This window comes from Arthrobacter sp. Soil_N43, assembly GCF_057655195.1.
On sequence record NZ_JBDGML010000129.1, the window covers coordinates 1 to 15867 of the forward strand.

Annotated in this window: 14 protein-coding genes; 7 read left to right on the plus strand and 7 right to left on the minus strand. The window is 66.3% G+C overall.

Annotation, left to right across the window (positions count from 1 at the left end):
- Both AC3A3W_RS21000 and AC3A3W_RS21005 read left to right on the plus strand, forming a co-directional pair.
- Positions 1-274: OpcA/G6PD domain-containing protein (locus tag AC3A3W_RS21000; protein WP_487445057.1), on the plus strand; the 274-nt coding region annotated here is incomplete at its 5' end.
- Positions 275-493: 219 nt separating this feature from the next.
- Positions 494-1579 (plus strand): inositol-3-phosphate synthase, encoded by a 1086-nt coding sequence (locus tag AC3A3W_RS21005; RefSeq protein ID WP_487445058.1) that lies wholly within the window; start codon positions 494-496, stop codon positions 1577-1579.
- Positions 1580-1658: 79 nt separating this feature from the next.
- Here the strand turns inward: AC3A3W_RS21005 and mshA are convergent, their stop codons facing one another.
- The 3 genes from mshA to AC3A3W_RS21020 all read right to left on the minus strand — a co-directional run bounded on the left by mshA (position 1659) and on the right by AC3A3W_RS21020 (position 4818).
- A complete protein-coding gene (gene mshA / locus AC3A3W_RS21010; RefSeq protein WP_487445059.1) occupies positions 1659-2915 on the minus strand; it encodes a D-inositol-3-phosphate glycosyltransferase in 1257 nt (418 codons plus the stop codon).
- A 92-nt stretch (positions 2916-3007) separates the two neighbouring features.
- Complete coding sequence (locus tag AC3A3W_RS21015) at positions 3008-3628, minus strand: MBL fold metallo-hydrolase (RefSeq protein WP_487445060.1); 621 nt, start codon at positions 3626-3628, stop codon at positions 3008-3010.
- Entirely contained in the window at positions 3625-4818 is a 1194-nt protein-coding gene (locus AC3A3W_RS21020; protein WP_487445061.1) for an S-(hydroxymethyl)mycothiol dehydrogenase, read from the minus strand. Before AC3A3W_RS21020 ends, AC3A3W_RS21015 begins: the two co-directional genes overlap by 4 nt.
- Positions 4819-5274: 456 nt before the next feature.
- Between AC3A3W_RS21020 and AC3A3W_RS21025 the strand changes: the two genes are divergently transcribed.
- Together AC3A3W_RS21025 and AC3A3W_RS21030 are read left to right on the plus strand one after the other, a co-directional pair.
- Entirely contained in the window at positions 5275-6531 is a 1257-nt protein-coding gene (locus AC3A3W_RS21025; RefSeq protein WP_487445062.1) for an aminopeptidase P family protein, read from the plus strand.
- A gap of 92 nt (positions 6532-6623) precedes the next feature.
- Entirely contained in the window at positions 6624-7427 is an 804-nt protein-coding gene (locus tag AC3A3W_RS21030) for an IclR family transcriptional regulator (RefSeq protein WP_487445063.1), read from the plus strand.
- 14 nt (positions 7428-7441) lie between these two features.
- On the opposite strand, the gene AC3A3W_RS21035 is transcribed toward AC3A3W_RS21030, so the two are convergent.
- Positions 7442-8839 carry a sensor histidine kinase gene (locus AC3A3W_RS21035; RefSeq protein WP_487445064.1) on the minus strand — a complete coding sequence of 466 codons (1398 nt, stop codon included), beginning with the start codon at positions 8837-8839 and terminating at the stop codon, positions 7442-7444.
- Positions 8836-9516 (minus strand): response regulator transcription factor, encoded by a 681-nt coding sequence (locus AC3A3W_RS21040; protein ID WP_487445065.1) that lies wholly within the window; start codon positions 9514-9516, stop codon positions 8836-8838. Before AC3A3W_RS21040 ends, AC3A3W_RS21035 begins: the two co-directional genes overlap by 4 nt.
- A gap of 132 nt (positions 9517-9648) precedes the next feature.
- On the opposite strand from AC3A3W_RS21040, the gene AC3A3W_RS21045 reads away from it, so the two are divergent.
- The 3 genes from AC3A3W_RS21045 (at position 9649) to AC3A3W_RS21055 (ending at position 12885) form a co-directional block, all read left to right on the plus strand.
- Positions 9649-10149, plus strand: coding sequence for a hypothetical protein (locus AC3A3W_RS21045; RefSeq protein ID WP_487445066.1), 501 nt, complete (start codon positions 9649-9651; stop codon positions 10147-10149).
- A 181-nt stretch (positions 10150-10330) separates the two neighbouring features.
- Positions 10331-11431, plus strand: coding sequence for a glycosyltransferase (locus tag AC3A3W_RS21050; RefSeq protein WP_487445067.1), 1101 nt, complete (start codon positions 10331-10333; stop codon positions 11429-11431).
- Positions 11428-12885: a lipopolysaccharide biosynthesis protein gene (locus AC3A3W_RS21055; protein WP_487445068.1), complete on the plus strand. Its 1458-nt coding sequence runs from the start codon at positions 11428-11430 to the stop codon at positions 12883-12885. Before AC3A3W_RS21050 ends, AC3A3W_RS21055 begins: the two co-directional genes overlap by 4 nt.
- A 59-nt stretch (positions 12886-12944) precedes the next feature.
- Here AC3A3W_RS21055 and AC3A3W_RS21060 read toward each other — a convergent pair whose 3' ends face one another.
- The gene (locus AC3A3W_RS21060; RefSeq protein WP_487445069.1) at positions 12945-13961 is read right to left on the minus strand and encodes an aminoglycoside phosphotransferase family protein; all 1017 of its coding nucleotides are present in this window, start codon (positions 13959-13961) and stop codon (positions 12945-12947) included.
- Positions 13948-15798, minus strand: a complete 1851-nt coding sequence (locus AC3A3W_RS21065; RefSeq protein ID WP_487445070.1) for a hypothetical protein — start codon at positions 15796-15798, stop codon at positions 13948-13950. The genes AC3A3W_RS21060 and AC3A3W_RS21065 overlap by 14 nt, the downstream gene beginning before the upstream one ends.
- Positions 15799-15867: the final 69 nt, after the last annotated feature.

Consider the following 15867-nt stretch of genomic DNA (forward strand, 5'->3'; position numbering starts at 1 on the left):
GGACGCCCCCGTGACCATCGTCGCGGACCCCGCCGGGACCGGCATCCGCCGCGTCCGCCTCACCCGCGCCAGCGGCGACGTCCAGCTCTTCCGCCCCGGACTCTCCATCGCCGAACTCACCCAACCCGGCCAGCCCGCCCATCGCACCCCCCTGCTCCGACGCAGCCTGCGCGACTGCCTCGCCGAAGAACTCCGCCGCCTCGACCCCGACGAAGTCTTCGGCCTGACCCTTGGCTGCGTCAACGCTGCGCCCTTTGCCCATCCTTTTGGGTAGGCCCAACCGCCCAATCATGGCGTGGCGCCCCTTGGCCATAGGGGAGAGGATGGAGGGCAGCACCTTTCAGGAGGTCCAGTCAGTTTCCGGGCAATATTCGGGAAGCCTCCTCGAACGCCGCACCAGCCGCCGAAGTCGGCCGCAGTGCGGTTGTTAGCTGCAGCCGCCAGTTTCCTGGTCATCCAGCCACGGCGGCGAGTATTTTCCCTAAGGAGTTCCGTGTCTTCCAATCCGATTCGTGTCGCTATCGTCGGTGTGGGTAACTGCGCCGCCTCGCTGGTCCAGGGTGTCCACTATTACCGGGATGCCGACCCCCAGGCCACGATCCCGGGTCTGATGCATGTGGAGTTCGGCAAGTACCACGTCAACGACGTGAAGTTCGTTGCTGCCTTTGATGTGGACGGCAAGAAGGTCGGCGTGGACCTGGCCGATGCGATCCTGGCCAGCGAGAACAACACCATCAAGATCGCGGATGTGCCGCCGACCGGTGTGACGGTGCAGCGCGGGCACACTCTGGACGGGTTGGGCCGGTATTACCTGGAGACCATTGAGCAGTCCACCAAGGAGCCGGTCGACGTCGTGCAGGCGTTGAAGGATGCCGAGGTTGATGTGATGGTCTGCTACCTGCCGGTCGGGTCGCAGGAGGCGGCGGAGTTCTATGCCCAGTGCGCGATCGATGCCGGGGTGGCGTTCGTGAACGCGCTGCCGGTGTTCCTCGCGGGGACCAGGGAGTGGGCGGAGAAGTTTACGGCGGCCGGTGTGCCGATTGTGGGTGATGACATCAAGAGCCAGATCGGTGCGACAATCACGCACCGGGTGATGGCCAAGCTGTTTGAGGACCGTGGTGTGACGCTGGACCGTACGTACCAGCTGAACGTGGGCGGGAACATGGACTTCAAGAACATGCTGGAGCGGGACCGGCTGGAGTCCAAGAAGATTTCCAAGACCCAGGCCGTGACGTCCAATGTGGAGGCCGAGATGGCGGCGAAGGATGTGCACATCGGCCCGTCGGACTACGTGCAGTGGCTCGATGACCGCAAGTGGGCGTTTGTGCGCCTGGAGGGCCGGAACTTCGGTGACGCGCCGGTGTCGCTGGAGTACAAGCTGGAGGTGTGGGACTCGCCGAACTCTGCGGGTGTGATCATCGATGCGATCCGTGCGGCGAAGATCGGCCTGGACCGTGGCATCGGCGGGCCGCTGCTGTCGGCGTCGAGCTACTTCATGAAGTCCCCGCCGGAGCAGTTCAACGACGACCTCGCCCGTGAAAAGGTCGAGGCCTTCATCCGCGGCGACCTGGAGCGCTAACCCCCGCCCGACCCTCCCTCACCTTTCGCAGGTTTGGGCCCGACGCTCCCTCACTTCTTTTGGTGGGGGAGCGTCCTGTTTAAACGGCCGCGAGTTCCAAGCGACGGGAGTGCTGTTTTGTGGCGGCGAGGTAGCTCTCCAGCGTGATGGCCGCAGTGCGCTGCCATCCTGAACTCTCCGCCTGGACGGAGGCCGCACGGCCCATGTCCTCGCGCCTGACGGGATCGTCGTACAGGGCTTCGAGGGCGTCGGCCCAGTCGCCTGCATAGTGCCCGTCAACGAGAGTTCCTGTGCGGCCGTCGCTGACGGCCCGTGACAGGCCCCCAACCCGGGTGGCCACTACGGGTGTGCCGCAAGCCTGAGCCTCCAGTGCAACAAGCCCGAAGGACTCGCTGTAGGAGGGCATGACGACGACGTCGGCGGAGCGGTACCAGCCGGCCAGCTCCGGTGCGGCGACCGGCGGGAGGTGAGTTACGACGTCGTCCATTCCTTCGGCGCTGACAACAGCGTTCAGATCGAAGTCCCGGGCGCCGCTCAGCGCGCCGACAACGGTCACCTTCAGGTCGATGTCCGGGCGGCGCCTGCGGAGGAGGGCCGCGGCCTGGACCAGGACCTGCGGGCCCTTGAGCCACTGGATCCGCCCCGCAAACAGGAGATGGAAAGTGCCCGGGGCAATGGCGTGCGCGGCGCGGGAGCGGCTTCGGGACGTGGGCGTGAAGACCGACAGGTCAACGCCAGGGGGAGCGACGTCGATCCGGTCAAAGTCAGCGTTGTAGTGCGAAACCAGCTCGGCCGCCTCGGCGCCGGTGTTGGCGATCAGGCGGGCAGCGCCGTCGACGATCCTGTACTCGCCGTCCTCCCGGCGCCGCGGCTCGGGTTCCTCGCCCGCCTGCAGCACGAGGTTCTTGACCTTGGCCATGGTGTGCATGGTGTGCACCAATGGCACATTCCACCGCCGGGACAGCTCGATGCCGGCGACACCGGAGACCCAGTAGTGGGAATGGATCGCGTCGTAATGCCCGTGCGGCTGCTGCCCGCGGAACTTTTCGATCTCAGCGACCATGCTGGGCACCAGCTCAGGCAGTTCCTCCTTGGGAACGTGCCGCCGCGGTCCCGCCAAGACGTTGTGGACGCGCACACCGGCCTCGGGATGTTCGACGGCGGGCCGGCTGGCGTCTGTGGAGCGGGTGAAAATCTCCACTTCCACGCCGGCTTCCGCGAGGGCCGAGGCCAGGCCGCGGATGTAGACGTTCATGCCGCCGGCATCACCGGAACCGGGCTGCTCCATCGGCGAGGTGTGCAGCGACAGCAAAGCCACGCGTCTGATCCGGGCCATGGCCCTCCCTTCTGGTTAATTGACGTCGGCGTATGCGAAAGACAGCAACGGCCCCCGCCTGACAGGGCGGGGGCCGTTCATGGATCAGGACGTCACTGGTTGACCTTGGCGAGTGTTTCGCGTTCGGCGGCGATGGTGGTGTTGTCTCCGTGGCCGGTGCGGACGATGGTTTCGGGTGGGAGGGTCAGGAGGCGTTCGCGGATGGAGGTCAGGATGGTGGGGTAGTCGCTGTAGGAGCGGCCGGTCGCGCCGGGGCCGCCGTTGAACAGGGTGTCTCCGGTGAAGACGGTGTTCTCGGTTTCGAGGTGGAAGCAGGTGGAGCCGGGTGAGTGGCCGGGGGTGTGGATCGCTTTCAGGGTGGCCCCGGCGATGTGGAACTCGTCTCCGTCGGTGATCTCCTTATCGGCGGTGGTGCCGGGGTAGACCTGTTCCCAGAGGACCTGGTCCTCGGGGTTGAGCCAGATCGGGGCGCCCACGGCCTGGGCCACAGCGCGGGCGGCGCCGATGTGGTCGTTGTGGGCGTGGGTGAGCAGGATCGCGGCGACTTTCCGGCCGCGGACCTGGTTGATGATCGCCTCCGCGTCGTGCGGGGAGTCGATGATCACGCATTCGGTGTCGTTGCCTACGATCCAGACGTTGTTCTCCACCTCCCAGGTGCCGCCGTCGAGGGAGAAGGTGCCGGAGGTGACGAGGTTTTCGATGGTGAGGCTCATGCGGTCACCGCCGTCGCGGTCCCGGCCGTGGCAGCGGCGGTGGCAGTCTCAGCGGGAATGGCGGCTGGCTGGGGTTGGGTGGCGGGCTGGGGTTGGGTGGCGGGCTGGATTTCGACGACGGAGCGCAGCACCTTGCCTTCGTGCATTTTCTCGAAGGCTTCCTCGACCTGGTCGATGGTGATGCGTTCGGTCACGAACGCGTCCAGGTCCAGGTTGCCCTGCTTGTAGTGGGAGACGAGCATGGGGAAGTCCCGGGAGGGCAGGCAGTCCCCGTACCAGGAGGACTTCAGCGACCCGCCGCGGCCAAAGACGTCCAGCAAAGGCAGTTCCAGGGTCATCTGCGGGGTGGGGACGCCGACGAGGACCACGCGGCCGGCGAGGTCGCGGGCGTAGAAGGCCTGCTTGTAGGTCTCGGGCCGGCCGACGGCCTCGATCACCACGTCCGCGCCGTTGCCGTTCGTCAGCGCCCGGATGGCCTCGACCGGGTCGGTGGTGCGGGAGTTCACCCCGTGCGTCGCGCCGAGGGTTTTGGCCATCTGGATCTTGTTCTCATCGATGTCCACCGCGATGATCGTGGTCGCGCCGGCCAGCTTCGCCCCGGCGATCGCGGCGATGCCCACCCCGCCGCAGCCGATCACGGCCACCGATTCCCCGCGCTTGACCTCACCGGTGTTGATCGCCGCGCCGATCCCGGCCATCACCCCGCACCCGAGCAGCCCCACCGCGGCCGGGTCGGCGTCCTCATCGACCTTGGTGCACTGCCCGGCCGCGACCAGGGTCTTCTCCGCGAACGCGCCGATGCCCAGCGCCGGGGAAAGCTCGGTGCCGTCCTCCAGCGTCATCTTCTGGACCGCGTTGGCGGTGTTGAAGCAATACTGCGGCTGGCCCTTCGCGCAGGCCCGGCACTGCCCGCAGACCGCGCGCCAGTTCAGGATCACCCGGTCCCCCGCAGCGACCTCCGTCACCCCCGCACCGACCGCGGCGACCACGCCGGTCGCCTCATGGCCCAGCAGGTACGGGAACTCATCCCCAATACCACCCAGCTTGTAATGCAGGTCCGTGTGGCACACCCCGCACGTCAGAACATCCACCAAAGCCTCACCCGGCCCCGGATCCGGCACCAGAATCGTCTCCACCGACACCGGAGCGTCCTTCTCCTTGACAACAACTGCCTTGACTTTATGAACCATTAGTTCGTGTTCCTTTCCTGGATCCGGGGACCCACGGGTGACGGCACCAGTGCCAATCTAGCTGACTCTGCGTGGTTCCAAATCTTCATCCCGCGGTTCGAGACTCTTGGCCGGGACTGCGACGGCCTCAGTGTCCTGAGCGGCCAGGACTGCCGCGTGAATTGCGTATTACACAACAGGATGCACATTGCGCGTACTGAAAATATGACAGCCGCCACATGGGGTGTCAACAGAGCCGAGGCGCGGCACCGCGGAAGCACCAGCCTCCGGCCCCTCAATTTCTGCAACTCTAATTTGATCAACGCAACCAAAATGCTTCGTCCCGCAAAAGAGCATTGACCGAAGCTGGCCTCAACACCTACTCTGATGCAACAGGGTTGCAGCTAATGCAACACCCTAATCTTGGTGGACATACGAGACACGAGGTCCTTCCGGGGCCCGAACGAAAGGACAACCATGACCGTCACCGAATCAGAGGCCGTCAACGATGTCGCGCGGCTGGACCGCCTGAAGGTCCTCAACAACGGCGAAAAAGTCAGGCTGACTTTCTCCAACGCCGAGTTCGAACGCCGGCTGGCCGGTCTCCGCCGCATCATGGCAGAGAAGGAACTGGACGCCGTCGTCCTGACGAGCTACCACTCGATCAAGTACTACTCCGATTTCCTCTTCACCTACTTCGGCCGTTCCTACGCCATGGTGGTCACCAAGGACGACAACGTCACGGTCACCGCCAACATCGACGCCGGCATGCCCTGGCGCCGCAGCTACGGCGACAACCTCGTGTACACGGACTGGCGCCGGGACAACTACATCCACGCCATCCAGGAGACTCTCCGCACCCGGGGCATCAACCCCCGCCGCATCGGCGTCGAGGACGACTCCCTGCCGCTGGACAACCGCAACAAGATCCAGGCCGCCTTCGCATCGGCCACGCTCGTGGACGTCGCCCAGGCCGCCATGCGCCAGCGGATGATCAAGTCCGCCGAGGAGATCGAGGTCATCAAGCACGGTGCGCGCATCGGCGACCTGGGCGGCGAAGCCATCCGCAACGCCATCACCGCCGGCATCACCGAATACGAGGTGGCGCTGATCGGCACCGAGGCCATGGTCCACGAGATCGCCCGCACGTTCCCGGACTCGGAGATCCGCGACACCTGGGTCTGGTTCCAGTCAGGCATCAACACGGACGGCGCGCACAACTGGGCCACCACCCGGAAGATCCAAGAGCACGACATCCTGTCGCTGAACTGCTTTCCCATGACCTCCGGCTACTACACGGCCCTGGAACGCACCCTGTTCTACGGCGAACCGGATGCCCGTTCCCTGGAACTGTGGAACGTCAACGTGGAAGTCCACAAGCGCGGCCTCGAACTCATCAAGCCCGGCGCCGTCTGCAAGGACATCGCCGCCGAGCTCAACGAGATCTACGTGGGACACGGCCTGCTGGCCAACCGCACCTTCGGCTACGGGCACTCCTTCGGCGTCCTCAGCCACTACTACGGCCGGGAGGCCGGGCTGGAGCTCCGCGAGGACATCGACACCGTGCTGGAACCGGGCATGGTGGTTTCCATGGAACCGATGATCACTGTCCTGGAGGGCCAGCCCGGTGCGGGCGGCTACCGCGAGCACGACATCCTGGTGGTGGGCGAGGACGGAGCGGAGAACATCACGAAGTTCCCGTTCGGACCCGAATACAACATCATCGGGGCCTGACCTCACCCGTCCCCGCGATACTCAAACGGAAGTGGCGCCACATTGGGGGTGGCGCCACTTCTGTTCCTTCTTAGGGAATGATGGTGAGCACCATGAGCCCAGCAGAATCTCCCGACCCCACCGGCACCGGCGAAGCCAAAGGAACCTCCGTCATTGTCAACGCCGTTGCCGTCCTCCGCACCTTCACGGCCGACGAGCCGTTGCTGGGGGTCACCGAGATCGCGAACCGCGTCGGGCTTCACAAGAGCACCGTTTCAAGGATCCTGGCCACGTTCGAACAGGAACACTTGGTGGAGCGGGACCCCGAGACGAAGCGGTTCCGTCTGGGGCTGGGCCTCATCGCCGTGGCCGGGCCGCTGCTTGCGGAGCTGGAAGAGCGTCGCGTGGCCTACCCCGTCCTTCGGGAACTGGCTGAACAGACCGGCGAAACCAGTGCACTGATGGTGTGGAACGGCTCCGCTTCGATGTGCGTGGAGCAGATCCCCAGCCATCACCAGATCAAACACACAACGCCCCTCGGGGCCCAGTACAGCGACGCGCTTAGCGCCTCCGTCCAGGTCTTCCTCGCCGCCGAAGCCCCGGACCGCGTCCGGACACTGCTGCGCAGCGGAACCATCACTTACCCGGGCCTCGATGAAACCGGCCTGGAGGACTATCTGGTCCGCCTCAAGGACGTGGCCCAGCGCGGCTGGGCCATTAACTATGGCGACACCTCGCTCGATGAGGTGGGTGTGGCGGCTCCCGTCTACGACCACCGCGGCGATATTGCCGCCGCGGTCCTCATTCCCGCTCCCCGGTTCCGTGTCTCTGCGGAGACACTGCAAAGCCTCGGCGAATCGTGCTCTGCCGCCGCCCGCCGCGTCACCTCGCGGCTTGGCGGCACCCTTCCCGGGTAGCCGCTGCCCGGCCGTTAACCGTGGCCCGCCGCCCGGAACCGCACACAGGCATCCAGGCCGCCGACGTCCCGCGGCGTCAGCGAGGCCGCGGCCCCGCTCGCCTCGGCAAGCTGCCGGACGATGGCCAGCCCGAGTCCGCTTCCGTCGTTGCTCCCCTGTCCCCGCCAGAACCGGTTGAAGGCCCGTTGGCAGTCCTCGGCGGAGAGCCCCGGGCCTTCGTCGATGACGTGAAGCTCAACCCTGCCGTCGTTGTCAGGACGCGCTACCTCAAGCCGCAGGAGCGACTCTGGCGGAGCGACGGCCAGGGCGTTGTCAATGAGGTTGTCGATGATCTGTTCGGCAGCGCCCGGCATGGCAGTGATGTGCGCGCCGGGCAGGGCGTCCAGGGCAATCCGGACGCCGGTTTCCTCTGCGAGCGCCTCCCACTGCTCAACCCGGCTCGCGGCCACCGCGCCCAGGTCGACCCTAACCAGCGCCACGTCGCGGCTGTCCCCGCGGCTCAGGAGCAGCAGGCCGTCGATGATCCGCTGGAACCGGTACGTCTCCTCCAGCGAATCAGCCACCATGACCCGGGCCTTCTCCGGATCACTGCCAATGGATTCGACGGCGTTCTCCAGCCGGAGCCTCAGTCCGGTCAGTGGTGTGCGCAGCTGATGGGAGGCATCGCTGGCAAAGCCCTTTTGCTGCTGGACCAGATGCTCCAGCCTGTCCGCCATCCTGTTGAATGAGCGTGCCAAGGCGCGGAGTTCCGGGGCTCCCTCGTCGTCCTCGGTGCGGGCGGAGAGGTCGCCCTCGGCAAGGATCTCGGTGGCTTTCTGGAGCCGCTTGATCCTCCTCGTCACTGCCCCGGCCATGAGATACGCCAACAGTCCGGCGAGGAGCACCGTTGTGCCTGCCACGGTCCACAGCACCGTCAACTGGCCGGATACCCGGTCTGTCACCTCAGATGCCGGGTAGGTGAGGCGGACTGCCCCGGTGATTTTTTCGGCGCTGAGGACCGGGACGGTGACGTACAGCAAGTCCAGGCCCAGTGTCTCCGAGTACCGCTGCCCCGCGTTGATCTGGCCGGTCAGGGCCTCGGCAATTTCGGGACGGGAGAGGTAGGAGGATCCAGTGGCAGACTGATCGTCGTCCGACGTCGCCACGGCGGTTCCTGCGGTGTTGACGATCACCACCCGGGCACCGCTCGCCTGGCCGTACGCCCGCACGGCGTCTGCAACGCCCGCGGATGTCCCGGTGCCGGATTCGAGCAACTGCCTGGCACGTCCGCCGAGGAGGAACGCGTCCCGCTCAAGGGACGTGGTGAGACGGTCGCGTTCCACCCGCACGAGGTAGTTTCCCAAGGGAATGTCCTGGACCAGAACGACCAGGAGGGTGATGACCATGAACGCGGAAATAAGCCGCCACCTCATCCAGGCACATCCAGCCTGAATCCGACACCGCGGACAGCCTCGATCCAGCGCGGATTCCCGAGCTTCTTACGGATCGCTGCCACATGGGCATCGAGTGTCTTGGTGGTTCCATACCAGTTGCCGTCCCAGACGGCGCGCAGGATATCGCTTCGCTGGCACACCGCTCCCGGGTCTTCGGCGAGATAGTACAGGAGATCAAATTCCTTGACCGTCAGGTGGATCTCCGCGCCGTCCATGAGCACCCGCCGGGAACGCTGGTCAATGCTCAGCGCGCCGAGCTGCCGGATGCCCGCGGCGGCCTGGCCGTCCCCCGCACGGTCATCGGAGCGCCGCGCCACAGCCCTGATCCTGGCGACCAGTTCCCGCATTCCGAATGGCTTGACCAGATAGTCATCCGCCCCCAGCTCCAGGGCCAGCACCCGGTCGATTTCCTCATCGCGGGCGCTGACAACAATGATCGGTGTCCGCGTCAACGCCCGGATGGCGCGGCACACGTCGGTGCCGTCCATGTCCGGCAGTCCCAGATCGAGGAGGATGAAGTCAGGGCCCGACGCCCGCACTTCGGCCAGGGCCCCCGCCCCGTCCGCCATGTGCCTGGTCTGGAAGCCTGCCCGCGTCAGTCCTTCAATAACACCGGCGGCGACCGATTCGTCGTCTTCAACAACCAGGATCTGCATACCTGATTATGTTCCCGCGCAGCGTGAACCGCTGCGGATATCCGCCTGCCGGGAAGTTTGCGGCATCAATCTTGGACAAATCTTGGATTTCCCGGGCACCTATCCTGTCCGACGGCTTCCTACAGTTGGGGCATGAGAACAAGAACAGCTTTGGCCCTTTCGATCGCAGGGATCCTCGTCACCGGGTCCACCGCCCTTGCCATCAACACCCAGACTCTCAACAACTCCTCGACAGGCACCACCGGCAACGCCAACACGGTTCTCCTGCCGGATGATTCGGCCACTGGGACGCCCGCCGCTCCGCAGGGGGTCACCGCGGCCGTCCCCAGCACGGGTCCGACGGCGACAGCGACGCCGCGGGACAGCCTGACGGCATCGCCGTCACCGACGTCACCGACGTCATCGCCTAGTTCGTCCCCGTCCTTCGAGCCCGACGACGACAAAGGCGGACTGGGCGGGACCCCAGAACCAGGCGACGACAAAGGCGGACTCACCGACGCCGTCGAACCCGGGGACGATAAGGGCGGTCTGCGGGTGACGCCAGAACCAGGGGACGATAAGGGCGGTTCGAGGGCGCCCGAGCCGGGCGATGACAGTGGCGGCCACAGCGGCAGGGGCGGCGGGGACGACTGAGTCCCGCCTCGGGCACACCCGGCAAATGGGCGGCGTGGCCGGTCGGCATTCCGGGCAATAAAGCAAAATTTTCGCATGCAGGCGGGATTCCTTTACGGTCACGTACACTCTTGCAATGAGGCTTCTGTACGTGACAGAAAGTATGCCCAACCGGGACCCTGTGTTCGGGGATGGCAGCTCTATGATCCCTTTCGAGTTCCTCCGCAATCTTCCCGACGACGTCAAAGTCACCCTGGTGACGTTTTCGGGGCCTGTAGGGCTTCCCGAGGAAGTAAGGGAGCGCTGCAAAGCAGTTCATATCCTCTCCCCGCGCAATCGCAAATTGGCATTCTTCCGGTCATTCTTCGGATTGAATGGCCTGGGAAAGCAGGAGCGCTACACAGCGAAAGCAAAAGAAATCGCATCGCGGCTTTCCGTGGAAAGCGACGCGACGCTGATACACGGTCCTCATGCGCTCCCCCTCGCCCATCATGTGCAGGGACCGGTGGTCCTGCAGACGGTGGACCCCTGGTCGATTCGCGCCGGCATGGACACCGCCATTGCACGGAGGTTGCGGCCGGCGTACCGGGCCCGGGAGTACCTGGCACTCAGGGCCGAACGTCGTCTTCCCCTCCGGGCGCGGCTCCTCACCGTTGGTGCCCAGGACGCCGTCGAATGGTCCAGCCGCCTCGGGCGGAGTGTGAGGAGTATTCCGAACGGCGCCGAAGTGGCGGTCCGCTCCGGCACCCGGGGGGACAGTCCCGTAGTCTGCTTTGTCGGCAGCCTTAACTATGGTCCGAACATCGACAGTGCGGGCGTGCTCATCAACAAAGTGGCACCACTGGTGTGGCAGCAGGTGCCGGATGCCAGGTTCGTCATCGCGGGCCGCCGTCCCGCACCCGCGGTCCTCGAACTGGCCGGGCCCCGCGTGGAGGTCCTGGCGAATGTGCCATCGGTCCTGGATGTTTTCCACGCCGCCGATGTGGCCGTGTTCCCTGACGAGCACGGAGTGGGCATTCGGAACTCGGTGCGCGAAGCCCTGGCTGCCGGCACTCCCGTGGTGGCGACGCCAGTGGCAGCCCGCGAACAGGAGGCCCACCCTCTGCTGACCGTCGAGGAGGACGTCGGCAGCATTGTGGAACGCGTGGTGGGCTATCTGGCTGCGCCTCGGACGGAGCACCGCGGGTCAGATGAAGCCGCTGTCCGGACCTGGGATGTGGTCACGCAGGAGTATCTCGACGAGCTTCGCATGGCCATCAGCCACGACACCCGCGATCCGCAGCGCCGAAGCTCACCGGCATGAAGTACGCGCCCGGGGAACTCGCCCAGGCCGGCGCCCGTGGAGCGATATGGCAGGGACTGGCCTTCGTGGCCGGCAAGGTGTTCGTGCTCGTCACCATCATCGTGCTGGCCCGGCTGTTGTCGCCCGAGGAGTACGGACTGGTGGCGCTGGCGCTGGTCCTGATGGCCTATGCGGAGACCATTGCCGATGCCGGTGTCGCCCAAGCGCTGGTTTACCTGCCGCACACCGGCGAAGTCGCCCGCTCCGCCCTCCTGATCTCGGTGGTTCTGGGCTGCCTCCTGGCCTCCGGGGCCGTCCTCGGCGCGCCCGCCATAGCCGGTGTCTTCAACCTGCCCGAGGTGGCACCCCTCGTGCAGGTCCTGTCGATCTCGCTGCTGGCCACCGCCCTGGCCGCTGTCCCGGAAGCGCTGCTGCGCCGCGACCTGCATTTCAAGCGCCAGACGGCGGCTCCTGTTCTTCGTGCGGCCACCATGGGCGCCGTCACCCTGTCACTGGCCTTTGCCGGGTACGGGGCCTGGTCGCTGGCCATCGGCACGGCCGCCGGCTCCGTGGCCTACGCCGCCGCCTGCTGGTTCCTGCTTCCTGGCAAGGCACCCTGGCAGGTCTGGCGCGTCACCAGGGATGCCCTCCGGGCCAACCTGCAGTTCGGCGCGCCGGTCGCGGGCAGTTCACTGCTGGCCCGGCTGATCTTTGACATCGACTACCTCATCATCGGCCTGTTTCTGGGGGCGAATGCGCTGGGGTTCTACACGCTGGCCTTCCGCGCGCCCGAGTTGGTGATCATCAACGTATTCTTCGTCCTGTCCACTGTCCTCTTCCCGCTTTACGCCAAGGTGCGCGGTGAACCGGACCGGCTCCGCAGCGGTTACCTGAAGAGCGTCGAACTTCAGGCGCTGTATGGGATGACTGCCGGCGTTGGCCTCGCCGTCACGGCTCCCATTATGGTCCCTGTGGTCTTTGGTCCGCAGTGGGGTGAAGCGGTCCTGCCGCTGGTCTTTCTGTCCCTGTACGCTGCCGCCCGTTCCCTGGGCGCGGGGGCCAATGACGTGTACAAGGCACTTGGCCGACCCGGACTCTCCATCCGCATTTCCCTCGTGCGGCTGGCGGTCCTGGCACCGGTCCTGCTTTTCGCCGTCCAGTGGGGCATTGTTGGCGTGGCCTGTGCGCAGCTCGCCGCCGCGCTGCTCTTCGCCCTGGGGATGCAGCTGGTGGCCGCCAAGGTCATGGACCTGCAGTTCCGCCAGCTCCTCCGCGCCGTAGTGCCCGGGGTGGTCTGCGGCGCAGCTGTGGCAGCGGTGGGCCTGGCGGGGTTGGCCCTGCCGCTCGCCGACGGCCTCTTCACAATGTTCGGCATTGCAGCCGCCGCCATGGGACTGGTCTACATCATCCTGCGCTGGGGCTTCTCGTCCCTGCACGATGAACTGCTGAAGCTGGTCCGCCGCCCCGCACCGTAAGTGGCACAGGTCCGCCGCATAGGGTCCGCAGCGTCCCGGGCGTGCCGGGCGTTCCGGTGCTAACGCCGGAACCGGGTGTCCACCACGTGCCGCCACAGCCAGAAGTCACGGTCTCCGAACACCGCGGCCCGCATCTGGTTCCTTCCCTGGCCGGGACCCCGTTCGCTGTCCAGCCTGTACGCCAGGGTGGCCGCAGACCTGGCCCACACCGCGATGACCAGCAGCGGAAGCAGATCCGGGTTCACCCCTCTGAGCTGCAGGTGGCCGCGGAGAGGAGCCAGGGCCCACCCGGTTGAACCGAACGCCTTGTCGAATGCCGCGAGCTGTGCCAGCCGGGAGAACGCCCGTTCGCTGGATTCGCTGAGGTACTGAAGATAGAACACGAGGTCGTGGCCGGGCACGCCGTCGGTCCGCGACCGCTCCCAGTCGACCACCTGCAGCTGTCCATTGGGCTGCAGGAAGAGGTTTGGATGGCTCATGTCGCCATGCTCGACGACGGCGGGAAGCTCCACCGAGCGCAGCGGTTCCAGCATCTCGTGAGTGCGTTCCACGAGCGCGGAAACGTCCGGCTCCGTCGGCAGGAGGGACACGAGGTCGCTCAGCGGACGGCTGATCGTCCGCTGGTACCAGTCCCCGTTGGCCGGTGCCGTGCGCGTGCAGGGCAACGCGGCCACAAAGGCGGTCCCCGCGCTCACGGCGGCCGGCACGTCGGCGCCCACCCGTTGGGGGTTCAGGGGCGCCCCGGTCACGGCGGTTTCGATCAGCACGGTGTGGGGTCCGGCGTCGAGCACGGCCACGACCTCCGGGACGCCGATCTCCGGACCCGCCCCGAGGGACCGGAGCTGGTCCATCACCTGTGCTTCATGCCGAACGCTGACGTTATCCCCCGGCTGCCGCGGCACCTTCACCACAAGGCTGGGCTCACGCGCCCCCAATGCGAAGATCAGGGCCACCACATGGCGGGACGTAACGAACCGCGGTGTGAGCAGCACGGTGGCCCATTGACGGCCGATGCCGTACCTCTCCAGCCCCAGCTCGTCGTAGTGGTCCGAAACGATCCGGTCAATGAAGGTCATCGCCGTTCCTCCCATCGCCGCGGCGGCCCATGACGGTGCCTTCTGGAATCGCCGCGTCAAACAGCCGCAGCGCGAGGGCCAGGCGGGCTATTGCGACCTTGGACCGGCGGAACCTGATGGCCTCCCGGAGCGACAGCGTGTCCCGGACTGCCGTGGCAGACGCCACCGGCACAATACGCGCTGTGCGCTCCAGGTTCGGAGCATGCCAATAGACGGCGACATCACTGAAGCCCTTCCGCTCGAAGACGCGCTTCCAGCCGCCCACCGTCCGCGGGCCCGAGCTGCGGAGCAACGACCGGCTGACCTGGGCGCACACCCACCCGCCGGGCTCCACCGCTGCTGCCGCCTCCTCAAAGAGCCGGACGTCAGGCGCGGAAAGCAGAACGACGTCGAAATCACCTGCCGCAGCACTCTGGCGGTCAGCTTCAATGCGGTCGGCTCCGATGCGGACCGCGCCGGGGTCCAGCAGGTGCAGCGCCGCCACCATATCCCGCCCCATGTCCCCGCCGTAGCCCAGGCTCCTGGGCTGCACCACGGGCAACAGGAAGCGCCAGTCGAGCAGCCTCCACAAGTGCAGGTTCAACTCCACCGGGCCGGCGTGAGCTGCTTCGGAGGCACCCGCAGGGCTGGGTGACGTGTGCCGCCAGACTATGTCCGTTGCCTGTCTCTGCACCTCGTCCTGCGGCTGCACCGCATCAAGAACCCTGGCCTGGGGCAGACTGTCAGCCAGCTGCAGGTAGGCCTGCCTCCGGCCCTCCAGGATTTCGGCAGAATGTTCGCCCTTCCTCGCGAACATCACCTCACCCGGGGCATCCAGCACCAGAAGGACGTCCGGATCCGGCACCAGGTAAAAGGCCATGGCGTTGGTTATCCTGCCGAGCACGCTGTTGTCGGCTGAACCGGGCAGCACAGCGTCGTAGGCAACACGGTCCATGAGCACCATCCGCCCACGCAGGGAGTGATACCGGGCGGCCAGCCCGCCGCGGACCAGTCGGAAAACCTTCTTACCCAGCCGGCCGCCGGGGATACGGCTGAGCCAGGCATCCCAGGGACCCGAACCCCACATCCCCATGTACACATAGCTGCTGGGAAGGGGGACAGCTGCACCAAGGCTCCGGAGCAGGGTGGTCTTGCCGGCACCGTCCGGTGCCATGACCCCCACCACCGGCGCGCGGCCTCGCAGCCTCGGGGTGAGTAGGCGCTGGGCCCTGTTCGCCACGGCAAGGATGCTGGGGCGCCGTTGAGCCGACGTGGTCCACGCCGATCGCATGCGGGCCGCCATCGCTGGCACCTCGTCAAACCTGCCGGCCCGGACCACGTTCAGCAATCGTCCGGCGGCGCCGGGGCCCACACGCCGGTCCAGGAATTCCGCCAGCACGTCGCTTGTTGAGGCGGCCGACGCCGCCCTGTTCGCGATGCCGGCGCGTTCCGGGCGGACCTCGCCTTTGTCCAGCACGAGGTGGAGCAGCTGCAGCCACGCCTGGTCTGCAGGATCCGGCAGCCAGAACGGTCCGTTCCGGACGCGTCGGCTGAGGCACCCGGACGCCAGCGCAGTGCGCCACTGTTGATACGGGCCGAAGGAGATGTCGGATACGAAGTCCAGCTTCAGCCACAGGTCATCCGGGCCGGCATACGCGAAATAGAACCGGTGGCTGCCGTGCCCGGACGCCAGGACGCGGCGAAAACCGATGCCGGCCATCAGGTGGTCAAGGCCCGGCAGCTGTTCCCTGGCGACCAGAATGTCCACGTCGCCCGAGGGACGGGCAAGGTCGTGCTCGCCCCTGACCAGGAGCCATGGCAGACCGGAGCCGTCCAATGCATGAAACACCTTTGCCACGTCCGGATGCAGAACCGTGGGCATACGCCCCGGTTCATGCACGCTGTGGTGTCCCTCGTCCACAGTCAT